The sequence below is a fragment of the Pseudobutyrivibrio xylanivorans genome (assembly GCF_010906925.1).
GTDB lineage: Bacteria > Bacillota > Clostridia > Lachnospirales > Lachnospiraceae > Pseudobutyrivibrio.
In genome coordinates this window covers 1,163,932-1,187,948 of sequence record NZ_VTVE01000001.1, presented here as the reverse complement: position 1 = coordinate 1,187,948, position 24,017 = coordinate 1,163,932, and the positions used below count along the sequence as shown (strand labels likewise).

The following is a 24,017-nucleotide window of genomic DNA, read 5'->3' as shown; positions in this document are numbered from 1 at the left end:
TATGAGTTTTAATGTATAAGGAGTAGTAATGTCATTAGAAGAATACAAGAAGCTAGTTGATACAATCGACTATCATATGGATAAATATTATAACGAGGATGAGCCAGAAATCAGCGACTTCGAGTATGACCAGTTGATGCAACAATTAAAGGCTGCTGAAAAGGAGCATCCTGAATGGGTTACACCTGATTCTCCAACTCAAAAAATAGGTGGAGTTGCGAAGCGTGAGGCAGGTGTGAAGGTGACACATGATGTCCCTATGCTTTCAATTGAGGATGTTTTTAACAAGGATGATGTGGTCGCATGGGTTGATAAAGTTAAATCAGTTCATCCCGATGCTAAATTTTCTGTGGAGGCAAAAATAGATGGCCTTAGTATGACTCTTCGATATGAGAAGGATTCGGCTGGCAAGCTAAAGATGACCCTTGCAGAGACTAGAGGAGATGGATTGATCGGTGAGGATGTTACGGTAAATGCGTTAGTTATTCCAGATGTTAACAAGTATCTTGATTTTCCATATGAATCACTTCAGCTTCGTGGAGAGGTTTATATGGCTCATGAAGATTTTGATAGATATAACGAGCAGCAGGAACTAAACGGTGGTAAGCTGGCTGCTAATCCTCGTAATTTGGCTGCAGGAACTCTTAGACAACTTGATGCTAGCATTACTAAGGAACGTGGTCTTAGGATGTTTGTATTTAATGTACAGCAGGGACCTGAGGAGCTTACTAATAGCCACTGCGCTGGAATGGATATTCTAGAGGCACATGGGGTACCTACAGCATTTCACAGGCTGTGCGTTAATGCAGATGAAATTATTGCAGCAATAGATGAGATTGGGGATAAGCGTGCGGATTTTGATTTTGATATAGACGGCGCTGTTGTGAAAATAGATCAGGTTTCCTACAGAGGTGATTTTTCAACTAGTGCTAAATATACTAGCGGTCATATCGCTTATAAGTATCCGCCAGAGGAAAAGGAGACAAAGCTTCTTGATATAGAGCTTTCTGTTGGTAGAACTGGAAGAGTGACTCCTACAGCTGTATTTGAGCCAATACGTCTATGCGGTACATCTGTAAGCCGTGCTACACTTCATAATCAGGATTTTATCAATGATTTGGATGTAGGCATAGGAGATACCATTGTAGTATATAAATCAGGCGAGATTATTCCAAAGGTCAAGGAAGTTAAGCATGATAAGAGACCAGCAGGTGTTAGCACTTTTGTGATTCCAAGTGTTTGTCCTGTGTGTGGTGGGCCTGTATCGAGAGATGCGGACACTGCTGATATGAAATGTACCAATCCTAGCTGTCCAGCCCAATTAGAGCGACATATTATCAATTTCGTTTCCAGAGATGCTATGGACATAAAGGGTTTTGGCGAAGTATATATTATCGACCTCGTTAGAAGGGGATATATTAAAGATATAGCAGATGTCTTTTCTTTGAAGGATAAGCGAGATGAGCTTATTAGCGAGGGCATTATCGGTAAGGAAAAAAATACAGATAAGCTTCTTGCAGCTATCGAGGCTTCAAAAGAAAATGATGCATTTAGAGTTTTTACAGGCTTTGGTATTCCAAATGTAGGAAAAGCTGCAGCAAAAGCGTTGCTTAGTCAGTTCAAAGATATCAAGAAAATAATGAATCTTACTGAAGAGGAGCTTGTTCAGGTTAATGATATTGGCGAAATAAGTGCAAAATCTATATACGATTATTTGCACGATAGTGTTAATATGGATATTATTAATCGACTTGCAGATGCAGGCGTTAATATGATAGAGCAAGAAAAGGAAGGGGCTTCTGATAAGCTGGCTGGGCTTACATTTGTTATTACAGGAACGCTTCCGACAATGGGAAGAAAAGAGGCGCAGGAGCTTATTGAGCTAAATGGAGGCAAATGTGCTGGCTCTGTTTCAAAGAAGACCAACTATCTAGTGGCTGGTGAAGCTGCTGGTAGCAAGCTAGACAAGGCAAATTCCCTTGGAGTTACAGTTCTCGATGAGGCTGGCTTGCTTGCACTTATTAACAATTAGAACTAGAGAAGAATGACGGATTGGATGGGAGATTGTTATGCCAATTAGAACACAAAATGATTTGCCTGCAAAGGCTATACTTGAACATGAAAATATATTTGTAATGGATGAGAATAGGTCAACACATCAGGATATCAGACCTATTAGTATCGGTATTTTAAATCTTATGCCACTGAAGGAGGCTACAGAGCTTCAGCTGTTGCGTTCCCTTTCAAATACTCCACTTCAGGTGGATGTGACATTCCTTACTGTAGGCAGTCACGAAAGTAAAAATACCAGCAAGACTCATTTGGATACATTCTACGAAAAGATTGAGGATGTATATGATAGATATTTTGATGGACTCATCATAACAGGTGCACCTCTTGAGCAGATGCCTTTTGAGGAAGTTGATTATTGGGATGAGCTCTGCAAGGTGTTCGAGTGGACTAAAACACATGTAACTTCTACGCTTCATTTGTGTTGGGGATGCCAGGCTGGCCTTTACTATCGCTATGGCATTAATAAATATGATTTGGATGCCAAGAAGTTTGGTGTGTTCCCACATCGAGTACAGAATCGTAAGATACCACTTGTCCGTGGATTTGATGATATTTTTTATGCTCCACACAGCCGTCATACAGGCGTTAGCACTGAGGCAATTGAAGCCTGCGAGGATTTGGTTGTATGTGCAAAAGGCGAAGAGGCTGGAGTATTCCTCTGCATGTCTAAGGATGGCAGCAATATTTTTGTCATGGGACATCCAGAGTATGACCGCTACACACTCGACAGCGAATACAAGCGCGATAGAGATAAGGGCCTTGAAATAGCTCTGCCTGTCAACTATTATCCAGAGGATGATCCAGAGCAGAGACCACTATTACAGTGGAGAAGCCACGGCAATATTTTGTATTCTAATTGGTTGAATTATTACGTATATCAGAACACACCTTATGAGTGGAATAAGATTTCGGAGAAATAGCCGGATGATTTTTAATGGAATAAGATAGAATTGTGCCGTCAATGACGGCACAACAATTTTGTTATGGAAGAGGTTGTCACAAAGTTTGCGGCGACCTCTTTTTATATTGATAGCGGTGGAGGGTTGCGTAAAATATTGCTGAAAATGCTCCAGTGGGCATAACTAAGGGTCTGTTTTAAAATTTTACGGGTATAGTTTGTGGAAATGTAAATATACCCTTAATTTTTGGATTTTTATGCTTGGTTTAGGTTCAGATATGGTGAGTATCTGATCAAAATATAATGAGTGTGTATTATCTTAGAGGAGATAATACACACTCATAGCATTTTACCAATATTTTTACGGGTAAATGAATGGATATTACATTGGTATCCGTAAAGTAAATTCAATAGAAGTTTTTATTTGCTTTTTTGTTATGGTAGCCACAATCTGATGTAGTGAGAGTAGAGTATATTTATTCTTATAGGTTAAATCACGGCTTAATGCTATCTACAAAGATCATTTCGAAACAATCATAGGAAATATGGATTCAGTTATTCATAGGTGGTTCTGAGCCTACAACCCTTAAGGGATCATGTAAGGCATTGGGAAAAGAAACTATAGATATGTACAACACAGGAGAGAGCCGAGGAGACAATCCTTCGTTTTCTACTAACTATCAAAAGACTGGCAAAGAGCTTATGACCATGGACGAGTTAACTGTTATGGATGGTGATAAATGTATTCTTCGGCTTCGTGGTGTGAGGCCATTTTTGTCGGACAAATATGAGGTCACTCAGCATCCTTTGTATCAGGAAACTGGGGAGTTTGATGATAGGAATAAGCTAGATATTGAGAAGTATTTGAAAGGTGGAATTAAGCTTAAGAAGGGGGAAGAATATTTTGTTGTAAAAAACTAAAAAAGTGCATCTCTTCAATTCGTAAATACGTTATAATTATTTGCGGTGCGAAGAGGTGCTGATATTAATAATTAGAGATGGAATATAAACAAATGAAGTTTAAAATTACAGAAGGATGGGGAAGCGGACACGCGAGAAATGTTATTTTATTATATGCAGATAATTGGGATGATTATGGTAATAAAACCACTTTCCATGCAAGTTATTGCGATAGCACTGGAGAGGAACATCAACTCGGCACGGTGAAAATTGGTATGGAATCTCCAGATTCAGATGACAATGATTTTATGGATTTTACAGGCCGAACGAGTGATTATTTGAATTCTGAATTTGAATCGCTTCCAGCAAACTTCTTTTCGTTATGGCAGTCTGCAGAAGCATATAAATTGGTATTAGAGTGTGAGAATAATTGTCATTTTAATATTTTAGAGGCGCTTAATGATATTTCTTATAATCCAAGTATATATGAAAAATATAAAAACGAGGATGCTATGGAAAATTCTCTTTTTCGCTCTGTATCATATTCTTTATATTTTAGGCAGTTTAGAAGAATAGCGCGTGGAGAGGCTGTTCTAACCTCGTATGACTTTTCTTATCTAATTAAGAATGATAATAGATTTGTTGAGGATTGTGAATTAACCTTTTCGGTTACGCCAGACGTTTTACCTCCGACGAATATACATGCTGTTATTGGAAGCAATGGTGTTGGCAAAACAACCTTAATTAAAAATATGGTTAAATCTATTTGTAAAAATGACAATACCAATGGAATGTTTAAGTATACGGATACTAGTGACGAGGATGAGGTTGGGAGTTTTGAAAATACGATATGTATTTCATTTAACCCATTTGATGATTATTCTGAAGTAGAGATGCTCAGCAAAAATTTTAATAATATAAGTATAAGAAAAGAGTTTGAGCCTGTTAGTGAAGATGCTTACGAAGACTGCTATGGCGAGTTAAGTGTATTGGATGATGTTCAAATGACATTTATGAGTAGCCTTAAAAATTGTCTTATGGATATGACAAAAAGGAAAGACCTTCGAGATACTCTTGATATGTTAGAGACAGAGTTTAATTTTATTTCGTCGAATTATGATTTTGATATAAATATTGATGCTTCGCTGGATGATATTTTGTGGTCAGCATCTGAAGCTTTTAATCAGCTTAGTGCTGGACATAAAGTTGTTTTATCAATCATAACCAGATGTATTGATGTTTTGGTAGAAAAATCAGTAGTTTTTATAGATGAACCAGAAAATCATCTTCATCCGCCACTTTTATCTTCATTGATAAGAGGTATATCTAGGATGCTTATTAAGCGAAATGGTGTAGCTATTATCTCAACTCATTCACCTATAGTGTTACAAGAAATACCCAAATCCTGTGTTTGGATTCTACGTAGAGACGGAAATATTATTAATGCTAGAAGACCAGAGATTGAGACGTTTGGAACAAATATTGGTAATTTAATGAATGAAATATTTGGATTTGAAATAAAGAGAACAGGATTTAATAGATTACTTCAAAATGCAGTTGATAGATGTGAGGATTATGAAAGCGTTTTAGAAGAATTTAATTATCAATTGGGTGATGAAGCAAAAAGCATAGTAAGAATGATGCTTAAGCAAAAAAATGCAGAATGAAGAATTTAGATATTCCATTAAAAAATGTTAGCAAAAGAGAAATATATGCAAAATGTGCGAGTGATATGGAGAATAAAACGGCGCTTGGCTATTTAGAATTAGCAGCAAAAAGTGCTGATGTTTATGAAAAATATGTTCCAAAAGATATTGCGAATTTCCCACAGTATGACATAAAAGATGGAGATGAGAAAGAAATAAAAAAAGTATATAAGTATAAATTTGCACGACAATGCTCTGTTGGCTACGATTATTATAAGGCAATTATGTCAAATGCAAATGGCTTGTGTCCAATATGTGGTGGAACTAAGTTGAAAAATTTAGATCATTATTTACCTAAAGCCAAATATCCCCTTTTATGTGTTACACCAGCTAATTTAGTACCATCTTGTAGAGATTGCAATATGGATAAAGGTGATGAGTTAGATACTGATTATTATTCTATTCCGTTTAATCCATATTTTGATGTGATGAAAGATGTATGGGTTGAATGTAATGCTGAATTTAAGACTGATAAGACCTTTGTTATAACGTTTTATAATGGATTTGATAAATCGAAAGACGAATTACTTTGGAACAAGTATGAGGTACATTTGGAAGCACACGATTTAAAAGCTACTTTTAGATCACGCGCACATGAACATTTAAATAATTGTAGAGGTTATTATCAAAGACTATTAAAAAAATGTGGAGAATTAGATGTGATTGAAGATTTAAGAGAACAAAGGTTAAGCTATGAGCAGAATGATAAAAATTCTTGGGGTTCTGCATTGTATAGGGAACTTGAGAGAAATGCCAAAACATTTTGTAAATGGTTAATATAGTTTTTACATAGACCAGCACCCTGGGGACGCCCAGCAGTACTGGTCTATTATTATGCCCAAAATCAGGCGCAGGGTTTTGGCATGAGACGAAACTATAAACATATTATAAGAAAGGAAAATCCGGAGGCTCACTGCTTCCGGATGAAGGTACGAGGATGATGGTGAGAGTCCGGACAAGGTACACAAATGGATTTTATTACTGAGGGAATAAAGGTATTAAGTGAGGTTGTTATGGCAGTAGGTGGAGGTCTTGCTGTTTGGGGAGGTGTAAACCTTCTTGAGGGCTTTGGAAACGATAATCCTGGTGCAAATGCTCATGTACGGTAAGGAAGCAAGCAACCGAAAACAAGAGATAGACCGCCAGCACTACACTATTCCGAACCAAAGACCAAAAGATAAGCATTGTGGGAAAATCTAAACTTTTGGATTTTCCTACAATGCCAACTACGGCGGAATCCCTCCCACTCCTTATATCTTTCTGTATACATTGAATTTGTATTTAGTAAAATGCAGACAACACCACGGATCGGCTTTTGGTTGGACAATTCCAACCAAACACCACAGCAGACAGCAGAAAACATTCTGAACGCTAGGAAGCCGGTATGATTGTTACATATAAGGGGAAGAAAAATTTCTTTTAGGTACTTGCTTTCCTAAAACTGATGTGATACAATGATTTAATCCAGAAAAGGAGTAAAAAATATGCGGCAAGGTATTCTTAAATAAAACTATAATCAAATAGTGGGAACAAAGGATTATGATAGCTCCTTTTGTAGGGGCTTAGTTTTTTGTACCCAATTTAAGAATACTTTTGCCTTATCAATTTTGACATATCCCCAAAAACAGCAATCACAAACAGGTGTATGCTGTATATGTGTATGTCCGCAACTTATAATCCCCAGTGGTAAAAGTATTTTACTGCTGGGGATTTTTATGCCCTTTGGGGCTGTAAAGGGAGGACAATCACATGAAAATAATCAATATTGGAATTCTTGCCCATGTAGACGCTGGAAAGACGACCTTGACGGAGAGCCTGCTATATGCCAGCGGAGCCATTTCAGAACCGGGGAGCGTCGAAAAAGGGACAACGAGGACGGACACCATGTTTTTGGAGCGGCAGCGTGGGATTACCATTCAAGCGGCAGTCACTTCCTTCCAGTGGCACAGATGTAAAGTTAACATTGTGGATACGCCCGGCCACATGGATTTTTTGGCGGAGGTGTACCGCTCTTTGGCTGTTTTAGATGGGGCCATCTTGGTGATCTCCGCTAAAGATGGCGTGCAGGCCCAGACCCGTATTCTGTTCCATGCCCTGCGGAAAATGAACATTCCCACCGTTATCTTTATCAACAAGATCGACCAGGCTGGCGTTGATTTGCAGAGCGTGGTTCAGTCTGTTCGGGATAAGCTCTCCGCCGATATTATCATCAAGCAGACGGTGTCGCTGTCCCCGGAAATAGTCCTGGAGGAAAATACCGACATAGAAGCATGGGATGCGGTCATCGAAAATAACGATGAATTATTGGAAAAGTATATCGCAGGAGAACCAATCAGCCGGGAAAAACTTGCGCGGGAGGAACAGCAGCGGGTTCAAGACGCCTCCCTGTTCCCAGTCTATCATGGCAGCGCCAAAAATGGCCTTGGCATTCAACCGTTGATGGATGCGGTGACAGGGCTGTTCCAACCGATTGGGGAACAGGGGGGCGCCGCCCTATGCGGCAGCGTTTTCAAGGTTGAGTACACCGATTGCGGCCAGCGGCGTGTCTATCTACGGTTATACAGCGGAACGCTGCGCCTGCGGGATACGGTGGCCCTGGCCGGGAGAGAAAAGCTGAAAATCACAGAGATGCGTATTCCATCCAAAGGGGAAATTGTTCGGACAGACACCGCTTATCAGGGTGAAATTGTTATCCTTCCCAGCGACAGCGTGAGGTTAAACGATGTATTAGGGGACCAAACCCGGCTCCCTCGTAAAAGGTGGCGCGAGGACCCCCTCCCCATGCTGCGGACGACGATTGCGCCGAAAACGGCAGCGCAAAGAGAACGGCTGCTGGACGCTCTTACGCAACTTGCGGATACTGACCCGCTTTTGCGTTGCGAAGTGGATTCCATCACCCATGAGATCATTCTTTCTTTTTTGGGCCGGGTGCAGTTGGAGGTTGTTTCCGCTTTGCTGTCGGAAAAATACAAGCTTGAAACAGTGGTAAAGGAACCCTCCGTCATTTATATGGAGCGGCCGCTCAAAGCAGCCAGCCACACCATCCATATCGAGGTGCCGCCCAACCCGTTTTGGGCATCCATAGGACTGTCTGTTACACCACTCTCGCTTGGCTCCGGTGTACAATACGAGAGCCGGGTTTCGCTGGGATACTTGAACCAGAGTTTTCAAAACGCTGTCAGGGATGGTATCCGTTACGGGCTGGAGCAGGGCTTGTTCGGCTGGAACGTAACGGACTGTAAGATTTGCTTTGAATACGGGCTTTATTACAGTCCGGTCAGCACGCCGGCGGACTTCCGCTCATTGGCCCCGATTGTATTGGAACAGGCATTGAAGGAATCGGGGACGCAGCTGCTGGAACCTTATCTCTCCTTCATCCTCTATGCGCCCCAGGAATACCTTTCCAGGGCTTATCATGATGCACCGAAATACTGTGCCACCATCGAAACGGCCCAGGTAAAAAAGGATGAAGTTGTCTTTACTGGCGAGATTCCCGCCCGCTGTATACAGGCATACCGTACTGATCTGGCCTTTTACACCAACGGGCGGAGCGTATGCCTTACAGAGCTGAAAGGATATCAGGCCGCTGTCGGTCAGCCGGTCATCCAGCCCCGCCGTCCAAACAGCCGCCTGGACAAGGTGCGCCATATGTTTCAGAAGGTAATGTAAAGATACATAATCGTCAAGACGGCAACAATCAGAAGTTATGGAGGGTAACAATGGAATATAGTAAGGAAGATTTAATGGAAGCAAAAAAGCAAATTTGGGGAGTGGGAGAGAACATGGGAACAGAGGAAAGTAAAAAAATCTGGGAGGAGAACGCACAATTTTGGGATAATGCAATGGGTGACGAATCTAATGAATTTCACAGAGAGGTAGTGCGTCCCAAAGTAACGGAACTTCTATCTCCTAATCCTGCGGATTACATTTTGGATATTGCGTGTGGCAATGGAAATTATTCTTCGTATCTTGCACAAAGAGGCGCTTCGGTTGTCGCTTTTGATTACAGCAAAAAAATGATAGAATTGGCTAAAAGACGGCAATCACAATATGCAAAACAAATTGAATTTTGTGTGGCGGATGCGACCGATAGAAAAAGTATATTAGAATTAAAAAGAAATCGAGCCTTTACGAAAGCAGTTTCTAATATGGCAATTATGGATATTACGGATATTGAACCACTTCTTATGGCTGTTTATGAACTGTTGCAGGAAAGCGGAATTTTTGTCTTTGCAACGCAACACCCTTGTTTTGTCACGTTGACTGAAAAATATATGACACCGCACAGTTACTATGATATAGCGATTGAAGGGCAACCGAAAGAGCAGATTTATTATCATCGTTCCATACAAGATATTTTTAACCTTTGTTTTAGAGCTGGATTTGTCATTGATGGATTTTATGAAGAATGTTTTAAAACCAACAAAGAAATTCCTATGGTAATGATAGTAAGGCTTAAGAAGGTAAAACGTGATAGCTTAAAATAAATTCAAGTTTGTCGGGTAAATAGCAAACCCAGCCGAGCCAGTCAACGGTCAAGATGAACGGCGCATATGCGCAGCCGTTGACAGCCCCGCCCGCCTTTGCTGGTAGGCAATCAAGGGGCGACAGCAAGAAGTGCCACCGCCCCGCACTATTATTCAGAAAGGGGAATTTCCATGACCGACCAGATAGCCTATCAAGAATATATCCAGCGCAGGTACAACGCCTTTTGCAAGACTGTTATCCGCTGTGCCGCCTTGGACAAGATTTTGAAGCTTAAACGGCAATGGGAACGGCAAGTTTCCCTTGACTATCTGATGAACGAGAAGTTTGTCCAGTTTGCCGCGTCGGAGCCGGACGAGGAATACCCATTTACCGTCTGCGGTCAGACCGTCCTGCTCTGCAACGCCGCCCTTGCCGACGCGATCTCTGTTTTGCCGGAGCAGACGCGGGAAGAAATCCTGCGCTATTACTTTCTGCGCCAGCCGCAGCGCGTGATCGGCGCGTGTATTGGCCGGTCACGCAGCACAGCGGGGCGGCATATCCAGCTTGCCTTGCAGCGGCTACGCGAAGAAATGGGGGTGAGCCGGTATGAGTAGACTTCTCCCCTATGAAACAATCCTCAAAGCCCGTGAGGGCGACCCAGAAGCCGTGAACGCTGTCCTGCTCCACTACGCCGGATATATCCGCTATTTCTCAAAAGTGAACGGGCAGGTCAACGCCGAGGTGGAGGACTATGTAAAGCAGCGGTTAATTGACTGTCAATTCAAGTTCCGGCTTGACGAACCACCGGACAAGTCATAAAAACTGAATACCAGCCGCCACCGACGCGGCCAGCGAAAGCAGTAAGTCTTGAAAAAGATTTACTGCTTTTTTTGTTGTCCGGCTCCGCTCCCGGCCATTTTGCCCCCTGCCGGTTGTAGTAGTAAGCGAGGAGGGAATTTTTCTGCCCTGGTGTTTGGCATTTGGAGCATTTACCCGTAGTAGAGGGCAAAGAGAAAGGATTTCTCCAACACCGGGTAGAAACCACTGCGTCCGGTGTCATTTTAGCGAAAGCGGGCAGGAATGCCCTTTACAGGATTAGTAGTAGCAGAAAAAGAGAAACAAACTTTTGTGGTTGCAGTTTTCCAAAAAAGTGGCGGACGGAAGTGAGAGAAAGTTTGCAGTCACGGAGAGCAAGTTTCTACCACGGTGCCAAAATCCGCAATTCTGCGGTTTTGCCCCTCGCGGGAAACTTGTTGGGGAGTGCCTTCCCCAAACCCTGCTATGCGGCTTGCGCCGCTTATCCCCGCCGCGCTCATGCGGCAAGAAAGGAGGTCACGACCATGCGAAAAAAATACAACACACCCCACCGCAGCCGCGTTGTGAAAACCCGGCTGACCGAAGATGAATACGCCGACTTCACAGCGCGGCTTGCGCCCTATGGTATCAGCCAGTCGGAATTTCTCCGGCAGGCGATCCGGCGTACCACCATACGCCCCGTACTCCATGTGTCGTCGGTCAATGACGAACTGCTCTCCGCTGTCGGGAAGCTCGCAGCCGAGTACGGCAGGATCGGCGGCAACCTCAACCAGATTGCCCGGTATCTGAACGAGTACGGCGCGCCCTATCATGCGTTGTCCGGCGAGGTACGCGCCGCCATAGCCGACCTTGCCGCCCTCAAGTATGAAGTCTTAAAGAAAGTAGGTGACGCGGTTGGCAACACTCAAACATATCAACTCTAAAAACGCCGACTACGGAGCCGCCGAACAATACCTGCTCTTTGAGCATGACGAATTTACCATGAAGCCCGTCCTTGATGAAACCGGCAGGCTTATCCCCCGCGAGGACTACCGGCTGTCTACGCTGAACTGCGGCGGGGAGGATTTTGCCGTTGCGTGTATGCGGGCCAATCTCCGCTATGAGAAAAACCAGCGGCGGGAAGATGTGAAAAGCCACCACTACATCATCAGCTTTGACCCGCGGGACGGGCCGGACAACGGCCTGACCGTAGACCGGGCGCAGGCGTTGGGGGAGCAATTCTGTAAAGAACATTTCCCCGGCCACCAAGCCCTTGTCTGCACCCACCCGGACGGGCATAACCACAGCGGCAACATTCATGTGCATATCGTCATAAACAGCCTGCGGATTGAGGAAGTGCCGTTCCTGCCCTACATGGACAGGCCAGCCGACACGAAAGCCGGCTGCAAGCACCGATGTACCGACGCTGCCCTGCGCTACTTCAAATCCGAAGTCATGGAGATGTGCCACCGGGAGGGGCTTTACCAAATCGACCTCTTGAACGGCAGCAAGAACCGCATCACCGACCGGGAGTATTGGGCGCAGAAAAAGGGACAAGCCGCGCTGGACAAGCAGAACGCCCCCATGATTGCCGATGGTATCACGCCCCGGCAGACCAAGTTTGAAACGAACAAGGAAAAGCTGCGGCAGACCATACGGAAAGCCCTTGCCACCGCCGCCAGCTTTGACGAGTTTTCCTCTCTGCTGCTGCGGGAGGGTGTGACCGTCAAGGAGAGCCGGGGGCGGCTGTCCTATCTCACGCCGGACAGGACAAAGCCCATCACCGCCCGGAAGCTGGGCGACGATTTTGACCGCACCGCCGTCCTTGCCGTTTTGGAGCAGAATGCCGCCAGAGCCATAGAAAAGGCCGCAGCCATACCTGAATACCCCTGGCAGGAGAAACGCGGCATACAGCCCGCAAAAGCCCCTCAAACCGCCCCCAAACAGGACGGAGTGCAGCGGCTTGTGGACATTGAGCAGAAAATGGCCGAGGGCAAAGGCCGGGGCTATGAACGCTGGGCGAAGATACACAATCTGAAGCAGGCCGCCAAAACGCTGTCCGTCTACCAGCAGTACGGCTTTACTTCCCCGGAGCAGTTAGAAGCCGCCGTTGATACCGCCTATGCGGAAATGCGCCAGACCAGCGGCGAACTGAAAGCACTGGAAACCAAGCTGCAAGGGAAAAAGGAGTTGCAGCGGCAGGTGTTGGCCTACGCCCAGACCAAGCCCGCCCGCGACGGGTTGAAAGCGCAGAAATCCGAGAAAGCCCGCGCCGCATACCGGCAGGCCCATGAGAGCGATTTTATCATAGCCGACGCAGCCGCCCGGTATTTCAAGGCGCATGGCATTACCAAGCTGCCCGCCCGGAAAGCGTTGCAGGCCGAGATCGAGCAGCTTATCTCCGAGAAAGACGGCCTGTATAACACCTATCACGAACAGAAGCAGCGGTTCAAGGAGTTGCAGACCGTCAAGCGGAATATCAACCAGATTTTGCGCCGGGACGAGCCGCACCGCAGAAAGGAGCAGAGCCATGAGCGATAACCTGCCCCGCATGGACTACCGCCAGCACCGGCGGGCGCGGCGGCTGGTACATGAGTGCTGTAACTACGACGAGGGGAACTGCCTGCTGTTAGACGACGGGGAGCCTTGCGTGTGCGTCCAGAGCATTTCCCTTTCCCTCATGTGCCGCTGGTTCCGTGTGGCTGTCCTGCCCCTTGACGAGGAGCTGTCCGCAGCCCTCTTATACCGGGGGAGCCGGAAACGGTGTGCCGTCTGCGGAGCGGCCTTTGTCCCCAAATCCAACCGGGGGAAATACTGCCCCGACTGCGCCGGGCGCATGAAGAAAATCCGCGCCGCCGAGAGAAAGCGGAAACAAAGGCAGAGATGTCACGCTTTAGAGCCTTTCAAACCCGCATAAATCAAGGCTTTTTTCGTGGGTGTCAAAGGGTACGCGATACATTTATCCTTTTCCCCCGGAAACGGCGTTCTAAATGCGTACAAACACCCCAAATCCACCCAAAGGAGGAACCATGTCAGACAACCGAAAATACTACTACCTCAAGCTGAAAGAGAATTACTTTGACGAGGACGCCATTGTGCTGCTGGAAAGTATGCAGGACGGTATCCTCTATTCCAACATCCTCTTGAAACTGTACCTGAAATCGCTGAAAAACGGCGGGAAGTTGCAGCTTGATGAAAATATCCCCTACACCGCGCAGATGATTGCCACCATTACCCGTCAGCAAGTCGGCACCGTAGAACGGGCCTTGCAGATTTTTATGAAGCTGGGGCTTGTGGAGCCGTTACAGAACGGCGCACTGTATATGAGCAACATTGAACTACTGATCGGCCAATCCTCTACCGAGGGGGAGCGAAAACGGCGGGCAAGGCTGGCTTTGCAGGAGCAGAAAGCCTTGCCAAAGGCCGGGGCGGACAAATGTCCACCATATCAAGCGGACATTTGTCCACCAGAGATAGAGATAGAGAAAGAGATAGAAAAAGAGAGAGAGCGAGAGTTAGATACGGGACAACCCGCCCGCGCCGCCTATGGCCGGTATGAAAATGTTTTTCTTTCGCAATCGGAACTGGACGGGCTGAAAGCAGACCTGCCCGGCAAATGGGACTATTACATTGACCGGCTATCCTGCCATATCGCGTCCAGCGGCAAGCGATACAAGAGCCATGCCGCCACCATCTACAAATGGGCGCAGGAGGACGCAACTAAGAAAGCCCCGAAAAAGGGCATACCAGACTACTCATGCAAGGAGGGCGAGAGTTTATGAAGAACGAAATCAACGCTGTTTTGGAGAATATGACGGCCACCACCCCGGAGCCGGAGGACTACACCGGCGAGGACGGTTTGCTGTACTGCGGCAAGTGCCGCAAGCCGAAAGAAGCCTATTTTGCGCCGGATAAGGCCGCTATCTTCGGGCGCGACCGCCACCCGGCAGAGTGCGACTGCCAGAAAACCGCCCGCGAGGAACGGGAAGCCGCCGAAAAGCGGCGCAGGCACCTTGACACCGTGGAAGAACTGAAACGCCGGGGCTTTACCGACCCCGCCATGCGGGACTGGACTTTCGAGAATGACAACGGCAGGAACCCGCAGGCCGGGCTTGCCCGCCGGTATGTGGAGCATTGGGAGGATATGCGGACAGACAATATCGGCTGCCTGTTCTGGGGCGGCGTAGGAACCGGGAAAAGCTACCTTGCGGGCTGTATCGCAAACGCCCTCATGGAGAAAGAAATCCCCGTCCACATGACGAACTTTGCCCTGATCCTCAATGACCTTGCCGCCAGCTTTGAGGGGCGCAACGAGTACATTTCCCGCCTTTGCCGCTATCCGCTGCTGATCCTTGACGACTTTGGCATGGAACGCGGCACCGACTACGGGCTGGAACAGGTTTTCAATGTGATTGACAGCCGTTACCGCAGCGGCAAGCCGCTGATCGTCACGACCAACCTCACGCTGGACGACCTGCGAAACCCGGAGGACACCGCCCATTCCCGGATTTATGACCGGCTGCTTTCCATGTGCGTCCCGGTACGCTTTACCGGCGACAACTTCCGGCAGGAAACCGCCAAGCGGAAAATGGAGAGCATGAAGAAACTGATTACCGACTGAAAGGAGTATTGCCTATGGCAGATAACAAGCAGCACGACACCCGCACCGCCCGCCGCCCCGACTGCGTGACGGAAATCCGCATGGGCAATTCCGTCCTTGTCGTGTCCGGCTATTTCAAGAAAGATACCACGACCACCGCCGCCGACAAAATGGCGCGGGTACTGGAAGCGGAAGCCGCTGCTACGCAAAAACCGGCAATTTGACCGACTGTAAAGAAGCAAATTTAACGCTTTTGCCGCTGTACAGCCCCCGCTGTTCCGTGGTACAATGAAACCACGGAATAGTGGGGCTGGCTGTCGGAAACGGAGGATTTTATGTTAAGACAAGCCACCCAAAACCTCATTACCGCCCTTTATCCGAGATTGTCCCATGAGGACGAGCTGCAAGGCGAGAGTAATTCCATATCGAACCAAAAAAGGATACTCGAAACCTACGCAAAACAGAACGGCTTTACCAATCTGCGCTGGTACACCGACGACGGTTATTCCGGCGCGAACTTCCAGCGGCCCGGATTTCAAGCCATGCTTGCGGACATTGAAGCCGGGAAAGTTGGTACGGTCATTGTCAAGGACATGAGCCGGTTAGGGCGAAACTACTTGCAGGTAGGGTTTTACACGGAAATGCTGTTCCCTCAAAAGGGCGTGCGTTTTATCGCTGTCAACGACAATGTGGACAGCGCAAACGGCGGCATGGACAATGATTTTACCCCTCTGCGAAATCTGTTCAACGAATGGCTGGTGAGAGATACGAGCAAGAAAATCAAGGCAGTTAAAAGAGCAAAAGGCATGAGCGGCAAGCCCGTTACCAGCAAGCCGGTGTATGGCTACCTCATGGACGAGGACGAGAACTATATCGTTGACGAGGAAACCGCGCCGGTTGTCCAGCAGATTTACCAGCTTTGCCTTGCGGGGAACGGCCCGACCAAGATTGCCCGTATGCTGACGGAACAGCAAATCCCCACGCCGGGGACGCTGGAATACCGCAGGACAGGCAGCACACGCCGCTACCACCCCGGCTATGAGTGTAAATGGGCGACGAACACCGTCGTTCATATCCTCGAAAACCGGGAGTACACCGGCTGTCTGGTAAACTTCAAGACGGAAAAGCCCTCTTACAAGACCAAGCACAGCGTAGAAAATCCCATTGAGAAGCAGGCCATTTTTGAGAACCACCATGAGCCGATTATTGACACGGAAACATGGGAGCGTGTGCAGGAGTTACGCAAGCAGCGCAAACGCCCGAACCGCTATGACGAAGTGGGGCTGTTCTCTGGTATGCTGTTCTGCGCCGACTGCGGCCATGTGATGTACCAGCAGCGGTATCAGAACAAGAACCGCAAGCAGGACTGTTACATCTGCGGCAGCTACAAGAAGCGCACCCGCGACTGTACGGCGCACTTTATCCGCACCGACCTGCTGACCGCCGGTGTCCTCTCCAATCTCCGGCAAGTGACGGAGTATGCTGCCAGGCACGAGAGCCGTTTTGTAAAGCTGCTGATCCAGCAGAACGAAATCGGCGGCAAGAGAAAGACCGCCGCAGCCACCAAGCAGCTTGAACAGGCGCAGGAGCGGATTGCCGAAGTGAGCCGCATTATCAAGCGGCTGTATGAGGACAATGTGAACGGCAAAATCAGCGACGAGCGTTTCATGGAACTGTCGGCAGACTATGAGCAGGAGCAGCGGGAACTGAAAGACCGCACCGCCGCATTGCAGGCGGAACTGGACAAGTCGCAGGCGGCCACCGTTAACGCCGAGAAATTCATGGGGATTGTCCGCAAGCACCTTGCCTTTGAGGAATTGACACCCACCCTCTTGCGGGAAATGATTGAGAAAATCGTCGTGCATGAGTGCAGCTATGACGAGAACGGCACCCGCAGGCAGGACATTGAGATTTATTACAGCTTTGTCGGCAAAATTGACTTGCCCGAAGCCTAACGCCCGACCTATCCGACACAATGGCCAAGTGCCGGATAGGAACGGCAAAATTTTTTACACTTCTATTACTTCTTTATCGCACATCAGCAAAGTCACAGGGAATGAAGCAGTTCATGCTTAAGTGCTAAACTAATTAACATAAAATGGCAACGTGGATGTGGTGTGATTTCGTCGCAGAGATATGGCTTGAACAATTGCCTAGTATGTACTTCTAGCAGCGTATTTTATGTACTTGAAAATGTGATTATATTTGTTATAATCAAGTTAACAGAGTTGCCAGGTGCTAATAACACTTGGGACCAAGCCGAGCGTTGAGCTTGGCTTTTTTACTTAGCTAAACAAGTTTTACGTGAAAATAAAATATTGAAATAGCTGTTTTAAGATGTTATCATATACTCAAGAAGAGGCAGTGATGCTTCTGGGCTGGTCGAAAGACCCGGGTCCACCAAAAAGCGGGTAAGACACCCGCTATTTTTTTATCTTAAAAAGGATGATTTATGAAAGAATTAAGTGTATTCGTAGACGAATCAGGTGATTTTGGTGAATATGATTATCATGCACCATTCTATATTATTTCAATGGTACTTCATGACCAAGAAAGTATTATTGATTCTGATTTAGAAAAACTGGAAAACGAAATGAAAAATATTGGTTGGCCTGAGCATTGTGTGCACGCGGGGCCAGTTATTAGATCAGAGCATGAATATAAGGAATATTCACTTGAAGAGCGTCAACAAATCCTTAAGCGACTTATGACTTTTGCTAGAAAGAGTGATATAAAATTCAAGTCAATTTATATTGAAAAGAAGCACATTGAAGATTCTATTGAGGCTACTGGAAAACTTAGCAAACAGCTCGCTATGTTTATTCGTGAAAACTTGGAATTTTTTATGAGCTATGATTGTGTGAAGATTTATTATGACAATGGGCAAGTTGAAGTAACTAGAATTTTATCATCAGTCTTTAATACACTATTAGATAATGTTGAATTTAAAAAAGTGATTCCTTCGGACTATAGATTGTTTCAAGTGGCAGATTTAGTTTGTACATTGAAGCTTACTGAGTTGAAAATGGAGACACATATTCTTTCTAAATCTGAAACATATTTCTTTAAAGATATAAGGACTTTTAAGAAGAATTATCTAAAGGCATTAAAGGATAAAGAGCTTTAGTGAATAATTAGCGTACCACCGTGGGATATAAAATATCAGTCATTTTAGCGGTGGTAACTCAGGAGTAAATGAAATCATACCACTGCACAAAGGCTGTATTTATGCGGGGGTGAAGATGTAGAGTCCGCCGTTACTACGTATATCAGAACACTCCATATGAGTGGAACAAGATTAGCGAGAAATAAAAGGAAACTTCTGTCTGAAACGACAGAAGTTTTTTATTATCACAAAAGAGAAAGTTTGTTCTGTTTTTATGATTATTAGTCTGTTATAATTAAATATATGAATAAGATGATTGAAAGACCAATACTTAACACAAAATTAGATAGCAAAACATTTAGAAGTTACTATTATTTGAAGGAAGAACTAGTAGAATTCTGCAGAGATAATGGAATTCCAACATCCGGAGGAAAGATAGAACTTACTGATAGAATTACTTATTTCCTTGATACTGGATTAGTTAAGAAGGTAACTAAAAACAAGAATAAAACTATTGATGTGGGACTTATCACTGAAGATACCATTATAGAGCAAAATATAGTTTGTTCGGAAAAGCATAGAGCTTTTTTCAAGGGAAAAATTGGTAAAACATTTTCTTTTAATGTACAGTTTCAGAAATGGTTAAAAGCAAATGTTGGCCAGACTTATGGCGCTGCCATAGAAGCTTACTATATGATTCTTGAAGAAAAGAAAAGGGGGAAAACAAAGATAGATAGGCAGTTTGAATATAATACTTATATTCGAGATTTTTTTGAAGCCAACAATGGTAGAAGCTTAGATGATGCAATCAAATGTTGGAAATATAAGAAGAGTTTACCAGGGCATAATCGTTATGAAGACTTTGATTTGGAAATATTGTGTGATAATAGCATAATGGGCAAGGAGAACAGCTATTTTTGATAAGCGTTCGCTTTATCGTTATGTAAAAATTTATCAAATATATCCTGAGATTGTGGGGACAGCAACCTCACAATCTGGTGAATATGCAACTATAGATAAGAATAGAAAGGTTCTTACGTGGTAACACTACGAACGATTGCTTCAGATAAAAACGCTGTTGAGTCAGAAATGAAGCAGATTGAAATGAGACTATTGATTTTTGGAAACTACATAAGACTTTATAAATAGGAGAATGAACATGTCAGAGATAAAAAGAATTGAAATAGATGAATTATGGGCAGATTCCACAGTTATTGAAGCTGGCGACTATATCTTTGTAGGATACTGTATGGGAAATGAGGGCAAGTCAATTGAAGAACAGATTCACGGAGCTATTGACGTATTGGAAAAGCGCTTGAAGATGGTTGGATTAACTTTGGAATGTGTCGTGAAAATGGATTGTCTTTTTAAGAACATTGAAGATTTGAACATTTTACCGAAAGTTTTAAAAGAAAGATTTGCAGGTAAATATCCAACAAGGAAAGCATATACATCTGATTTTATTCGAGAGGGAATTATATTTCAGATTGACGCTATAGCTTATAAAAATGCATGTGGCTGAAAATGTAATTAGTTTTTTTAGATTGGTTTTAACAGAGTTGCCAGCATTGATTATGTGAAAACTAGAAAATTGATGAAGTTTTTTTACTTTATGCCAAAATCTGTTATATTAATATCAAAGCTGAGGCTTGATTAGTATTTTTATTTTAAAGGAGTAGTGCTGTTTGACAAAGTACAACACACGAGAGATTGTCGGCTAACCGGGAGGTTTGTAGACAATCACACGAACCTCCCGCTGAAAAGCAACTTTTGGTCATAAGTTTTCAGGAGGAAAAAATAATGAATAAAAAGGACTATATTATTCGATTAGAAGAAAAGAAAGACTACAGAGAAGTAGAGAACTTAGTAAGAGAATCATTTTGGAATGTATATCGTCCGGGTTGCAGCGAGCACTACGTGATTCATGTGCTTAGAGATGATCCTGCTTTTATTCCAGAGCTTGATTTTGTCATGGAAAAAGATGGTACATTGATTGGACAAAATATGTTTATGAGAACCATCATTGAAGCAGATGATGGTAGAGTAATCGATGTTCTTACTATGGGACCAATTGGCATCACTCCAGGACTTAAGCGTAGAGGATATGGCAAGGCGATTCTGGATTATTCCCTTGAAAAGGCCACTAAGATGGGCTTCGGAGCAGTTTTGTTTGAAGGCAACATCGATTTCTATGGGAAGAGTGGCTTTGATTATGCTAACAAATTTGGCATCAGATATCATGATTTGCCTGATGGGGCTGATGCATCATTCTTTCTTGGTAAAGAGCTAATCCCAGGTTATTTGGATGGCATCACAGGTGTTTATCAGACGCCTACGGGATATTACGTTAGTGATGAAGACGTGGAAGAGTTTGATAAATTATTTCCACCAAAGGAGAAGCTAAAACTACCAGGCCAGATTTTCTAATTGAAGATAAAGAGACTTCTACCGACTCCGGCAGAAGTCTCTTTCTATTTTTGTGTATAGGTGGTTATAGTGGCAAAGAATAACCGAAGTCAAATTAAGTAAGAAAATTTATTGGTGGAATATGATTTCTGAGAAATCAGGGTTATGTATTCTATTACCAAGTGGGTTATAATGGAACAAGACATTTGATAGACTATTTTATTAAGACTATTTATGAGGTGACTAAATGGGATTTTTTTCAGAGATAGATGGTGAACTTAAGCCATCAGATGAATACTTATCAAGCCATCAACTGGAGGGGTATGAAGATGGAGATATGGAGCATGATGATTACGAGGTTGAGGATGATGAGGTTGCCATGTCCCTTATGAGAAAATGCAAGGACTGTGGCAAGGCATTTACCCTAGGAGGCGCGATAAAGGATTTTGATGCTTATTTTGATGGCGAGTTTTTTTACATGGAAGAATTTGTAGGTCAGATATGTGGTAAGTGCGCAATTACGGAGATGGAGGAAGAGTTTTAAAATTAGAATGAAAAGTTTCAAATGTGGAATTGTGTTAATAAGTTGCATAGTTCCAACTATGTTATTTAGTTGCGGTAAAAACGAAAAGTCAATTGAAGAGAATAATCTTGCAGAACAAGAAATACTAGAGAATTTGGATAACTCTTCAACAGTATCGAATGAAGAGGAGTCATTCAAAATCGATTGGCAGAAATATGAAAAACAAATGGATGAAGAGGAAAAGGAAGATTTTCAAGAATATATTGCGGTGTTGAATGATGAGAATACATTCTATTGCTTTAATTGGTTAGACAAAGACATATGTTTTTCGGAATATTTGGAATCTATAGAGTCAGAAGAACAACCTGAAATAGCAGGGGTTGCGTTGGTAGATTTAGATAACCAAAATGGAAAAGAATTAGTCATTCATTATTTTGAAGGTGGAGGCAATTATCTAATACTAACTCGTGATGATGGAAAGTTCTACGGGACAAATATGGGAGAAAGACTATTCGAAGAATTGCAAAATGATGGCAAGTATTTGGGTAGTGGAGGCGCCGGAGATTTATATTTCTATTCAATGTCAATCGATAGTGATGGGGTAATAGAAAATAAAATCGGAGAACTTCACTGGATAGAAAACGAAGATGGTTCTGTAACAGATGAGCTTGAGATAGATGGAAAAGTAACGCATAATGGTCAAGAATGGGTGGATGAAAACTATTCTGATCCAGTAAGTTGGATTGAGTAGGGACAGATGCTATTTATATTTACGAGAAGTTTTATTTCTGGGGGATAGGATATGCCAAATGAAAATGGGACATGGATTATGTATGGGGTTGCTTGGGATGATCCTGAGTGCCTACATACTGTGGATGAAGCAATTGACTATATCAATGAAATAGGTTTTTTGCCATTATTTAAGAATGACATTCCAGGATTTTCGCTGGAAGAAAGAACTGTTCCTGAGTATTGGTGGTCAGAGGATTCACTTCTTGACCCATGGGAGTGGAGAGAGATTATAGCTCGTCGTGGAGAAATTGCATACGGCAAGTTCTTTGATAAAAAAGCAGGGTTTATATCTAAGGAGTGGTTGCCGTATTTTGTTAACTACCGTAGAGATGGCTACGATTTTGATGCGCTCTGGGAGGATGGTAAAGCATCAGCTAGGCAAAAGAAAATCATGAATCTTTTTTCTGAGGAGCTAATGGATGAGGAGTATTATTCAAATGAGTTAAAGAAAAAAGCTGGCTTTGGAAAAGGCGGGGAAAAAGGCTTTGAGGGTACAATAACAGGTCTTCAGATGCAGATGTATATGTGTGTGCGAGACTTTCGTCAACGCAAGAATAAGAAGGGGGAAAATTATGGGTGGCCCTTAGCCGTTTATACAGTTCCTGAGCACTTATGGGGATACGATTATGTGACATCTGCTTATAAGGAAGATCCGGATGACTCTGCTAGAAGAATAGCGAATCATATTATGGAGGTGTATCCTATTGCAACTAATGAGCAGATAAAAAATGTGATTGGACTAAAGCCAGGAGAGCGTAAATTAAATAGAAAGACGCCCAGTGCTACCGAGTAGTCGGATTAACGTCATTCCTTTACCGTTAGGTCTTAGCAGGTGAAGGAATGGCATTTTTTGCTAAGTCTTTTTCTATAATTTCAGTTATCGTTTTTGTATTTATATTGAAAGATATATGCTAAAATTTATAGAAACAAAAAATGAAAGCAAACCGGATTAGAAGCTTTCATTTTTGAGGAGTATCTAATAAGGGGGAATAATAATGAATAAGAGAGATCAACTGGCAGTGGAGAATTTTGTGAGTACGGGCATGGATTTAGAGACCCTATATTCCTGTTTTCAGGATTTTTCAAGAGAAGAGATAGCAGAGATTTATAATAGCTATCAAGGCAATAAGCAGGGAGCAGGAGATACAAGTAATTCGATGAGTATTAATTGTTCTTAGCCAGATTTATTGCAAAACCATAGGCAATATCTTTATAATAGACAAAGATTGCACATGGCAATGGCATAGATGACAATCAATAATACTGGAGGATAATGAAATGGAATTTAATACAGATATTTTTGCCCAGTACAATAAAAAGTGGGCTTTGCTTACAGCAGGTGATAATGACAGCTTTAACACTATGACAATCAGCTGGGGTGGACTTGGTACTCTTTGGAACAAGCCAGTTGCTACAACTTATGTTAGAACCTCTCGTTATACACATGAGTTCTTGGATAATAATGATTACTTTACTGTTTCATTCTTCCCTGAGGAATACAAAAAGCAGCTTGGAGTTTTAGGTTCTAAATCAGGACGAGATATGGACAAGATACATGATTCAGGACTTACTCCTAAGTCTGTGGATGGCTCTGTTACATTTGAAGAGGCTGAGGTTACACTTTTATGTAAAAAGCTTATGAGACAGCGTCTCGAGCCATCTAGCATGAATCCAGAGATTGCAAAGCAGTTCTATGAAGGCGAGGCGGAGCATGACATGTATATTGGTGAAGTGGTAGAGATTCTTTAATA

Annotated in this window: 25 protein-coding genes and 1 pseudogene; all 26 read left to right on the top strand. The window is 43.8% G+C overall.

Annotated features, from left to right (window positions below; all coding sequences use genetic code 11):
- The first annotated feature begins 28 nt into the window (after nt 1-28).
- The 26 genes and pseudogenes from ligA to F0Q01_RS05410 all read left to right on the top strand — a co-directional run bounded on the left by ligA (nt 29) and on the right by F0Q01_RS05410 (nt 24,015).
- A complete protein-coding gene (gene ligA, locus F0Q01_RS05550) occupies nt 29-2,032 on the top strand; it encodes an NAD-dependent DNA ligase LigA (RefSeq protein WP_090487063.1) in 2,004 nt (667 codons plus the stop codon).
- 37 nt (nt 2,033-2,069) lie between these two features.
- Entirely contained in the window at nt 2,070-2,993 is a 924-nt protein-coding gene (gene metA / locus F0Q01_RS05545) for a homoserine O-acetyltransferase MetA (protein WP_090487057.1), read from the top strand.
- A gap of 469 nt (nt 2,994-3,462) precedes the next feature.
- Nucleotides 3,463-3,892: pseudogene (locus F0Q01_RS05540) on the top strand (TraM recognition domain-containing protein); the annotation flags it as partial.
- A gap of 92 nt (nt 3,893-3,984) precedes the next feature.
- The gene (locus F0Q01_RS05535) at nt 3,985-5,538 is read left to right on the top strand and encodes an AAA family ATPase (protein ID WP_163927156.1); all 1,554 of its coding nucleotides are present in this window, start codon (nt 3,985-3,987) and stop codon (nt 5,536-5,538) included.
- Entirely contained in the window at nt 5,535-6,359 is an 825-nt protein-coding gene (locus F0Q01_RS05530) for an HNH endonuclease (protein ID WP_090487052.1), read from the top strand. Before F0Q01_RS05535 ends, F0Q01_RS05530 begins: the two co-directional genes overlap by 4 nt.
- Nucleotides 6,360-6,545: 186 nt before the next feature.
- Nucleotides 6,546-6,686: a Maff2 family mobile element protein gene (locus F0Q01_RS05525; RefSeq protein ID WP_090487048.1), complete on the top strand. Its 141-nt coding sequence runs from the start codon at nt 6,546-6,548 to the stop codon at nt 6,684-6,686.
- A gap of 640 nt (nt 6,687-7,326) precedes the next feature.
- A complete protein-coding gene (gene tet(W) / locus F0Q01_RS05520; RefSeq protein WP_002586627.1) occupies nt 7,327-9,246 on the top strand; it encodes a tetracycline resistance ribosomal protection protein Tet(W) in 1,920 nt (639 codons plus the stop codon).
- Nucleotides 9,247-9,296: 50 nt separating this feature from the next.
- The gene (locus F0Q01_RS05515; protein ID WP_002586626.1) at nt 9,297-10,064 is read left to right on the top strand and encodes a class I SAM-dependent methyltransferase; all 768 of its coding nucleotides are present in this window, start codon (nt 9,297-9,299) and stop codon (nt 10,062-10,064) included.
- A 171-nt stretch (nt 10,065-10,235) separates the two neighbouring features.
- Entirely contained in the window at nt 10,236-10,658 is a 423-nt protein-coding gene (locus F0Q01_RS05505) for a sigma-70 family RNA polymerase sigma factor (protein ID WP_002586616.1), read from the top strand.
- Nucleotides 10,651-10,863 (top strand): helix-turn-helix domain-containing protein, encoded by a 213-nt coding sequence (locus F0Q01_RS05500; protein ID WP_002586615.1) that lies wholly within the window; start codon nt 10,651-10,653, stop codon nt 10,861-10,863. The genes F0Q01_RS05505 and F0Q01_RS05500 overlap by 8 nt, the downstream gene beginning before the upstream one ends.
- A gap of 521 nt (nt 10,864-11,384) precedes the next feature.
- On the top strand, nt 11,385-11,783 hold the full coding sequence (locus tag F0Q01_RS05490) for a plasmid mobilization protein (protein WP_002584975.1): 399 nt from the start codon (nt 11,385-11,387) through the stop codon (nt 11,781-11,783).
- Nucleotides 11,755-13,380 (top strand): relaxase/mobilization nuclease domain-containing protein, encoded by a 1,626-nt coding sequence (locus F0Q01_RS05485; protein ID WP_002584974.1) that lies wholly within the window; start codon nt 11,755-11,757, stop codon nt 13,378-13,380. The genes F0Q01_RS05490 and F0Q01_RS05485 overlap by 29 nt, the downstream gene beginning before the upstream one ends.
- Nucleotides 13,370-13,756 (top strand): cysteine-rich VLP domain-containing protein, encoded by a 387-nt coding sequence (locus tag F0Q01_RS05480; RefSeq protein ID WP_090487044.1) that lies wholly within the window; start codon nt 13,370-13,372, stop codon nt 13,754-13,756. The genes F0Q01_RS05485 and F0Q01_RS05480 overlap by 11 nt, the downstream gene beginning before the upstream one ends.
- Before the next feature lie 112 nt (nt 13,757-13,868).
- Nucleotides 13,869-14,621 (top strand): phage replisome organizer N-terminal domain-containing protein, encoded by a 753-nt coding sequence (locus tag F0Q01_RS05470; RefSeq protein WP_074754406.1) that lies wholly within the window; start codon nt 13,869-13,871, stop codon nt 14,619-14,621.
- Nucleotides 14,618-15,460 (top strand): ATP-binding protein, encoded by an 843-nt coding sequence (locus F0Q01_RS05465; RefSeq protein ID WP_074754404.1) that lies wholly within the window; start codon nt 14,618-14,620, stop codon nt 15,458-15,460. The genes F0Q01_RS05470 and F0Q01_RS05465 overlap by 4 nt, the downstream gene beginning before the upstream one ends.
- A 14-nt stretch (nt 15,461-15,474) precedes the next feature.
- The gene (locus F0Q01_RS05460) at nt 15,475-15,663 is read left to right on the top strand and encodes a transposon-encoded TnpW family protein (RefSeq protein WP_020995296.1); all 189 of its coding nucleotides are present in this window, start codon (nt 15,475-15,477) and stop codon (nt 15,661-15,663) included.
- A gap of 111 nt (nt 15,664-15,774) precedes the next feature.
- The gene (locus F0Q01_RS05455) at nt 15,775-17,394 is read left to right on the top strand and encodes a recombinase family protein (protein ID WP_074754402.1); all 1,620 of its coding nucleotides are present in this window, start codon (nt 15,775-15,777) and stop codon (nt 17,392-17,394) included.
- A 497-nt stretch (nt 17,395-17,891) separates the two neighbouring features.
- The gene (locus F0Q01_RS05450) at nt 17,892-18,566 is read left to right on the top strand and encodes a DUF3800 domain-containing protein (RefSeq protein WP_090487041.1); all 675 of its coding nucleotides are present in this window, start codon (nt 17,892-17,894) and stop codon (nt 18,564-18,566) included.
- Between the two features lie 282 nt (nt 18,567-18,848).
- Nucleotides 18,849-19,466 carry a DUF6434 domain-containing protein gene (locus F0Q01_RS05445; RefSeq protein ID WP_330584275.1) on the top strand — a complete coding sequence of 206 codons (618 nt, stop codon included), beginning with the start codon at nt 18,849-18,851 and terminating at the stop codon, nt 19,464-19,466.
- 238 nt (nt 19,467-19,704) lie between these two features.
- Nucleotides 19,705-20,067 carry a RidA family protein gene (locus tag F0Q01_RS05440; protein ID WP_090149284.1) on the top strand — a complete coding sequence of 121 codons (363 nt, stop codon included), beginning with the start codon at nt 19,705-19,707 and terminating at the stop codon, nt 20,065-20,067.
- A gap of 278 nt (nt 20,068-20,345) precedes the next feature.
- A complete protein-coding gene (locus F0Q01_RS05435; protein WP_090487034.1) occupies nt 20,346-20,972 on the top strand; it encodes a GNAT family N-acetyltransferase in 627 nt (208 codons plus the stop codon).
- A gap of 226 nt (nt 20,973-21,198) precedes the next feature.
- Nucleotides 21,199-21,495, top strand: coding sequence for a hypothetical protein (locus F0Q01_RS05430; protein ID WP_090487031.1), 297 nt, complete (start codon nt 21,199-21,201; stop codon nt 21,493-21,495).
- Nucleotides 21,496-21,502: 7 nt separating this feature from the next.
- Nucleotides 21,503-22,225 carry a hypothetical protein gene (locus F0Q01_RS05425; RefSeq protein WP_090487028.1) on the top strand — a complete coding sequence of 241 codons (723 nt, stop codon included), beginning with the start codon at nt 21,503-21,505 and terminating at the stop codon, nt 22,223-22,225.
- A 51-nt stretch (nt 22,226-22,276) separates the two neighbouring features.
- A complete protein-coding gene (locus F0Q01_RS05420) occupies nt 22,277-23,059 on the top strand; it encodes a hypothetical protein (protein ID WP_090487025.1) in 783 nt (260 codons plus the stop codon).
- A 202-nt stretch (nt 23,060-23,261) separates the two neighbouring features.
- Nucleotides 23,262-23,444 carry a hypothetical protein gene (locus tag F0Q01_RS05415; RefSeq protein ID WP_090487022.1) on the top strand — a complete coding sequence of 61 codons (183 nt, stop codon included), beginning with the start codon at nt 23,262-23,264 and terminating at the stop codon, nt 23,442-23,444.
- Between the two features lie 100 nt (nt 23,445-23,544).
- Nucleotides 23,545-24,015: a flavin reductase gene (locus F0Q01_RS05410; RefSeq protein WP_090487017.1), complete on the top strand. Its 471-nt coding sequence runs from the start codon at nt 23,545-23,547 to the stop codon at nt 24,013-24,015.
- Nucleotides 24,016-24,017: the final 2 nt, after the last annotated feature.

Bases quoted from the DNA above. Each gene is read 5' to 3' on its own strand.
- ligA (WP_090487063.1), top strand. From the start codon at position 29: ATGTCATTAGAAGAATACAAGAAGCTAGTTGATACAATCGACTATCAT.
- metA (WP_090487057.1), top strand. From the start codon at position 2,070: ATGCCAATTAGAACACAAAATGATTTGCCTGCAAAGGCTATACTTGAA.
- F0Q01_RS05535 (WP_163927156.1), top strand. From the start codon at position 3,985: ATGAAGTTTAAAATTACAGAAGGATGGGGAAGCGGACACGCGAGAAAT.
- F0Q01_RS05530 (WP_090487052.1), top strand. From the start codon at position 5,535: ATGAAGAATTTAGATATTCCATTAAAAAATGTTAGCAAAAGAGAAATA.
- F0Q01_RS05525 (WP_090487048.1), top strand. From the start codon at position 6,546: ATGGATTTTATTACTGAGGGAATAAAGGTATTAAGTGAGGTTGTTATG.
- F0Q01_RS05515 (WP_002586626.1), top strand. From the start codon at position 9,297: ATGGAATATAGTAAGGAAGATTTAATGGAAGCAAAAAAGCAAATTTGG.
- F0Q01_RS05505 (WP_002586616.1), top strand. From the start codon at position 10,236: ATGACCGACCAGATAGCCTATCAAGAATATATCCAGCGCAGGTACAAC.
- F0Q01_RS05500 (WP_002586615.1), top strand. From the start codon at position 10,651: ATGAGTAGACTTCTCCCCTATGAAACAATCCTCAAAGCCCGTGAGGGC.
- F0Q01_RS05490 (WP_002584975.1), top strand. From the start codon at position 11,385: ATGCGAAAAAAATACAACACACCCCACCGCAGCCGCGTTGTGAAAACC.
- F0Q01_RS05480 (WP_090487044.1), top strand. From the start codon at position 13,370: ATGAGCGATAACCTGCCCCGCATGGACTACCGCCAGCACCGGCGGGCG.
- F0Q01_RS05470 (WP_074754406.1), top strand. From the start codon at position 13,869: ATGTCAGACAACCGAAAATACTACTACCTCAAGCTGAAAGAGAATTAC.
- F0Q01_RS05465 (WP_074754404.1), top strand. From the start codon at position 14,618: ATGAAGAACGAAATCAACGCTGTTTTGGAGAATATGACGGCCACCACC.
- F0Q01_RS05460 (WP_020995296.1), top strand. From the start codon at position 15,475: ATGGCAGATAACAAGCAGCACGACACCCGCACCGCCCGCCGCCCCGAC.
- F0Q01_RS05455 (WP_074754402.1), top strand. From the start codon at position 15,775: ATGTTAAGACAAGCCACCCAAAACCTCATTACCGCCCTTTATCCGAGA.
- F0Q01_RS05450 (WP_090487041.1), top strand. From the start codon at position 17,892: ATGAAAGAATTAAGTGTATTCGTAGACGAATCAGGTGATTTTGGTGAA.
- F0Q01_RS05445 (WP_330584275.1), top strand. From the start codon at position 18,849: ATGAATAAGATGATTGAAAGACCAATACTTAACACAAAATTAGATAGC.
- F0Q01_RS05440 (WP_090149284.1), top strand. From the start codon at position 19,705: ATGTCAGAGATAAAAAGAATTGAAATAGATGAATTATGGGCAGATTCC.
- F0Q01_RS05435 (WP_090487034.1), top strand. From the start codon at position 20,346: ATGAATAAAAAGGACTATATTATTCGATTAGAAGAAAAGAAAGACTAC.
- F0Q01_RS05430 (WP_090487031.1), top strand. From the start codon at position 21,199: ATGGGATTTTTTTCAGAGATAGATGGTGAACTTAAGCCATCAGATGAA.
- F0Q01_RS05425 (WP_090487028.1), top strand. From the start codon at position 21,503: ATGAAAAGTTTCAAATGTGGAATTGTGTTAATAAGTTGCATAGTTCCA.
- F0Q01_RS05420 (WP_090487025.1), top strand. From the start codon at position 22,277: ATGCCAAATGAAAATGGGACATGGATTATGTATGGGGTTGCTTGGGAT.
- F0Q01_RS05415 (WP_090487022.1), top strand. From the start codon at position 23,262: ATGAATAAGAGAGATCAACTGGCAGTGGAGAATTTTGTGAGTACGGGC.
- F0Q01_RS05410 (WP_090487017.1), top strand. From the start codon at position 23,545: ATGGAATTTAATACAGATATTTTTGCCCAGTACAATAAAAAGTGGGCT.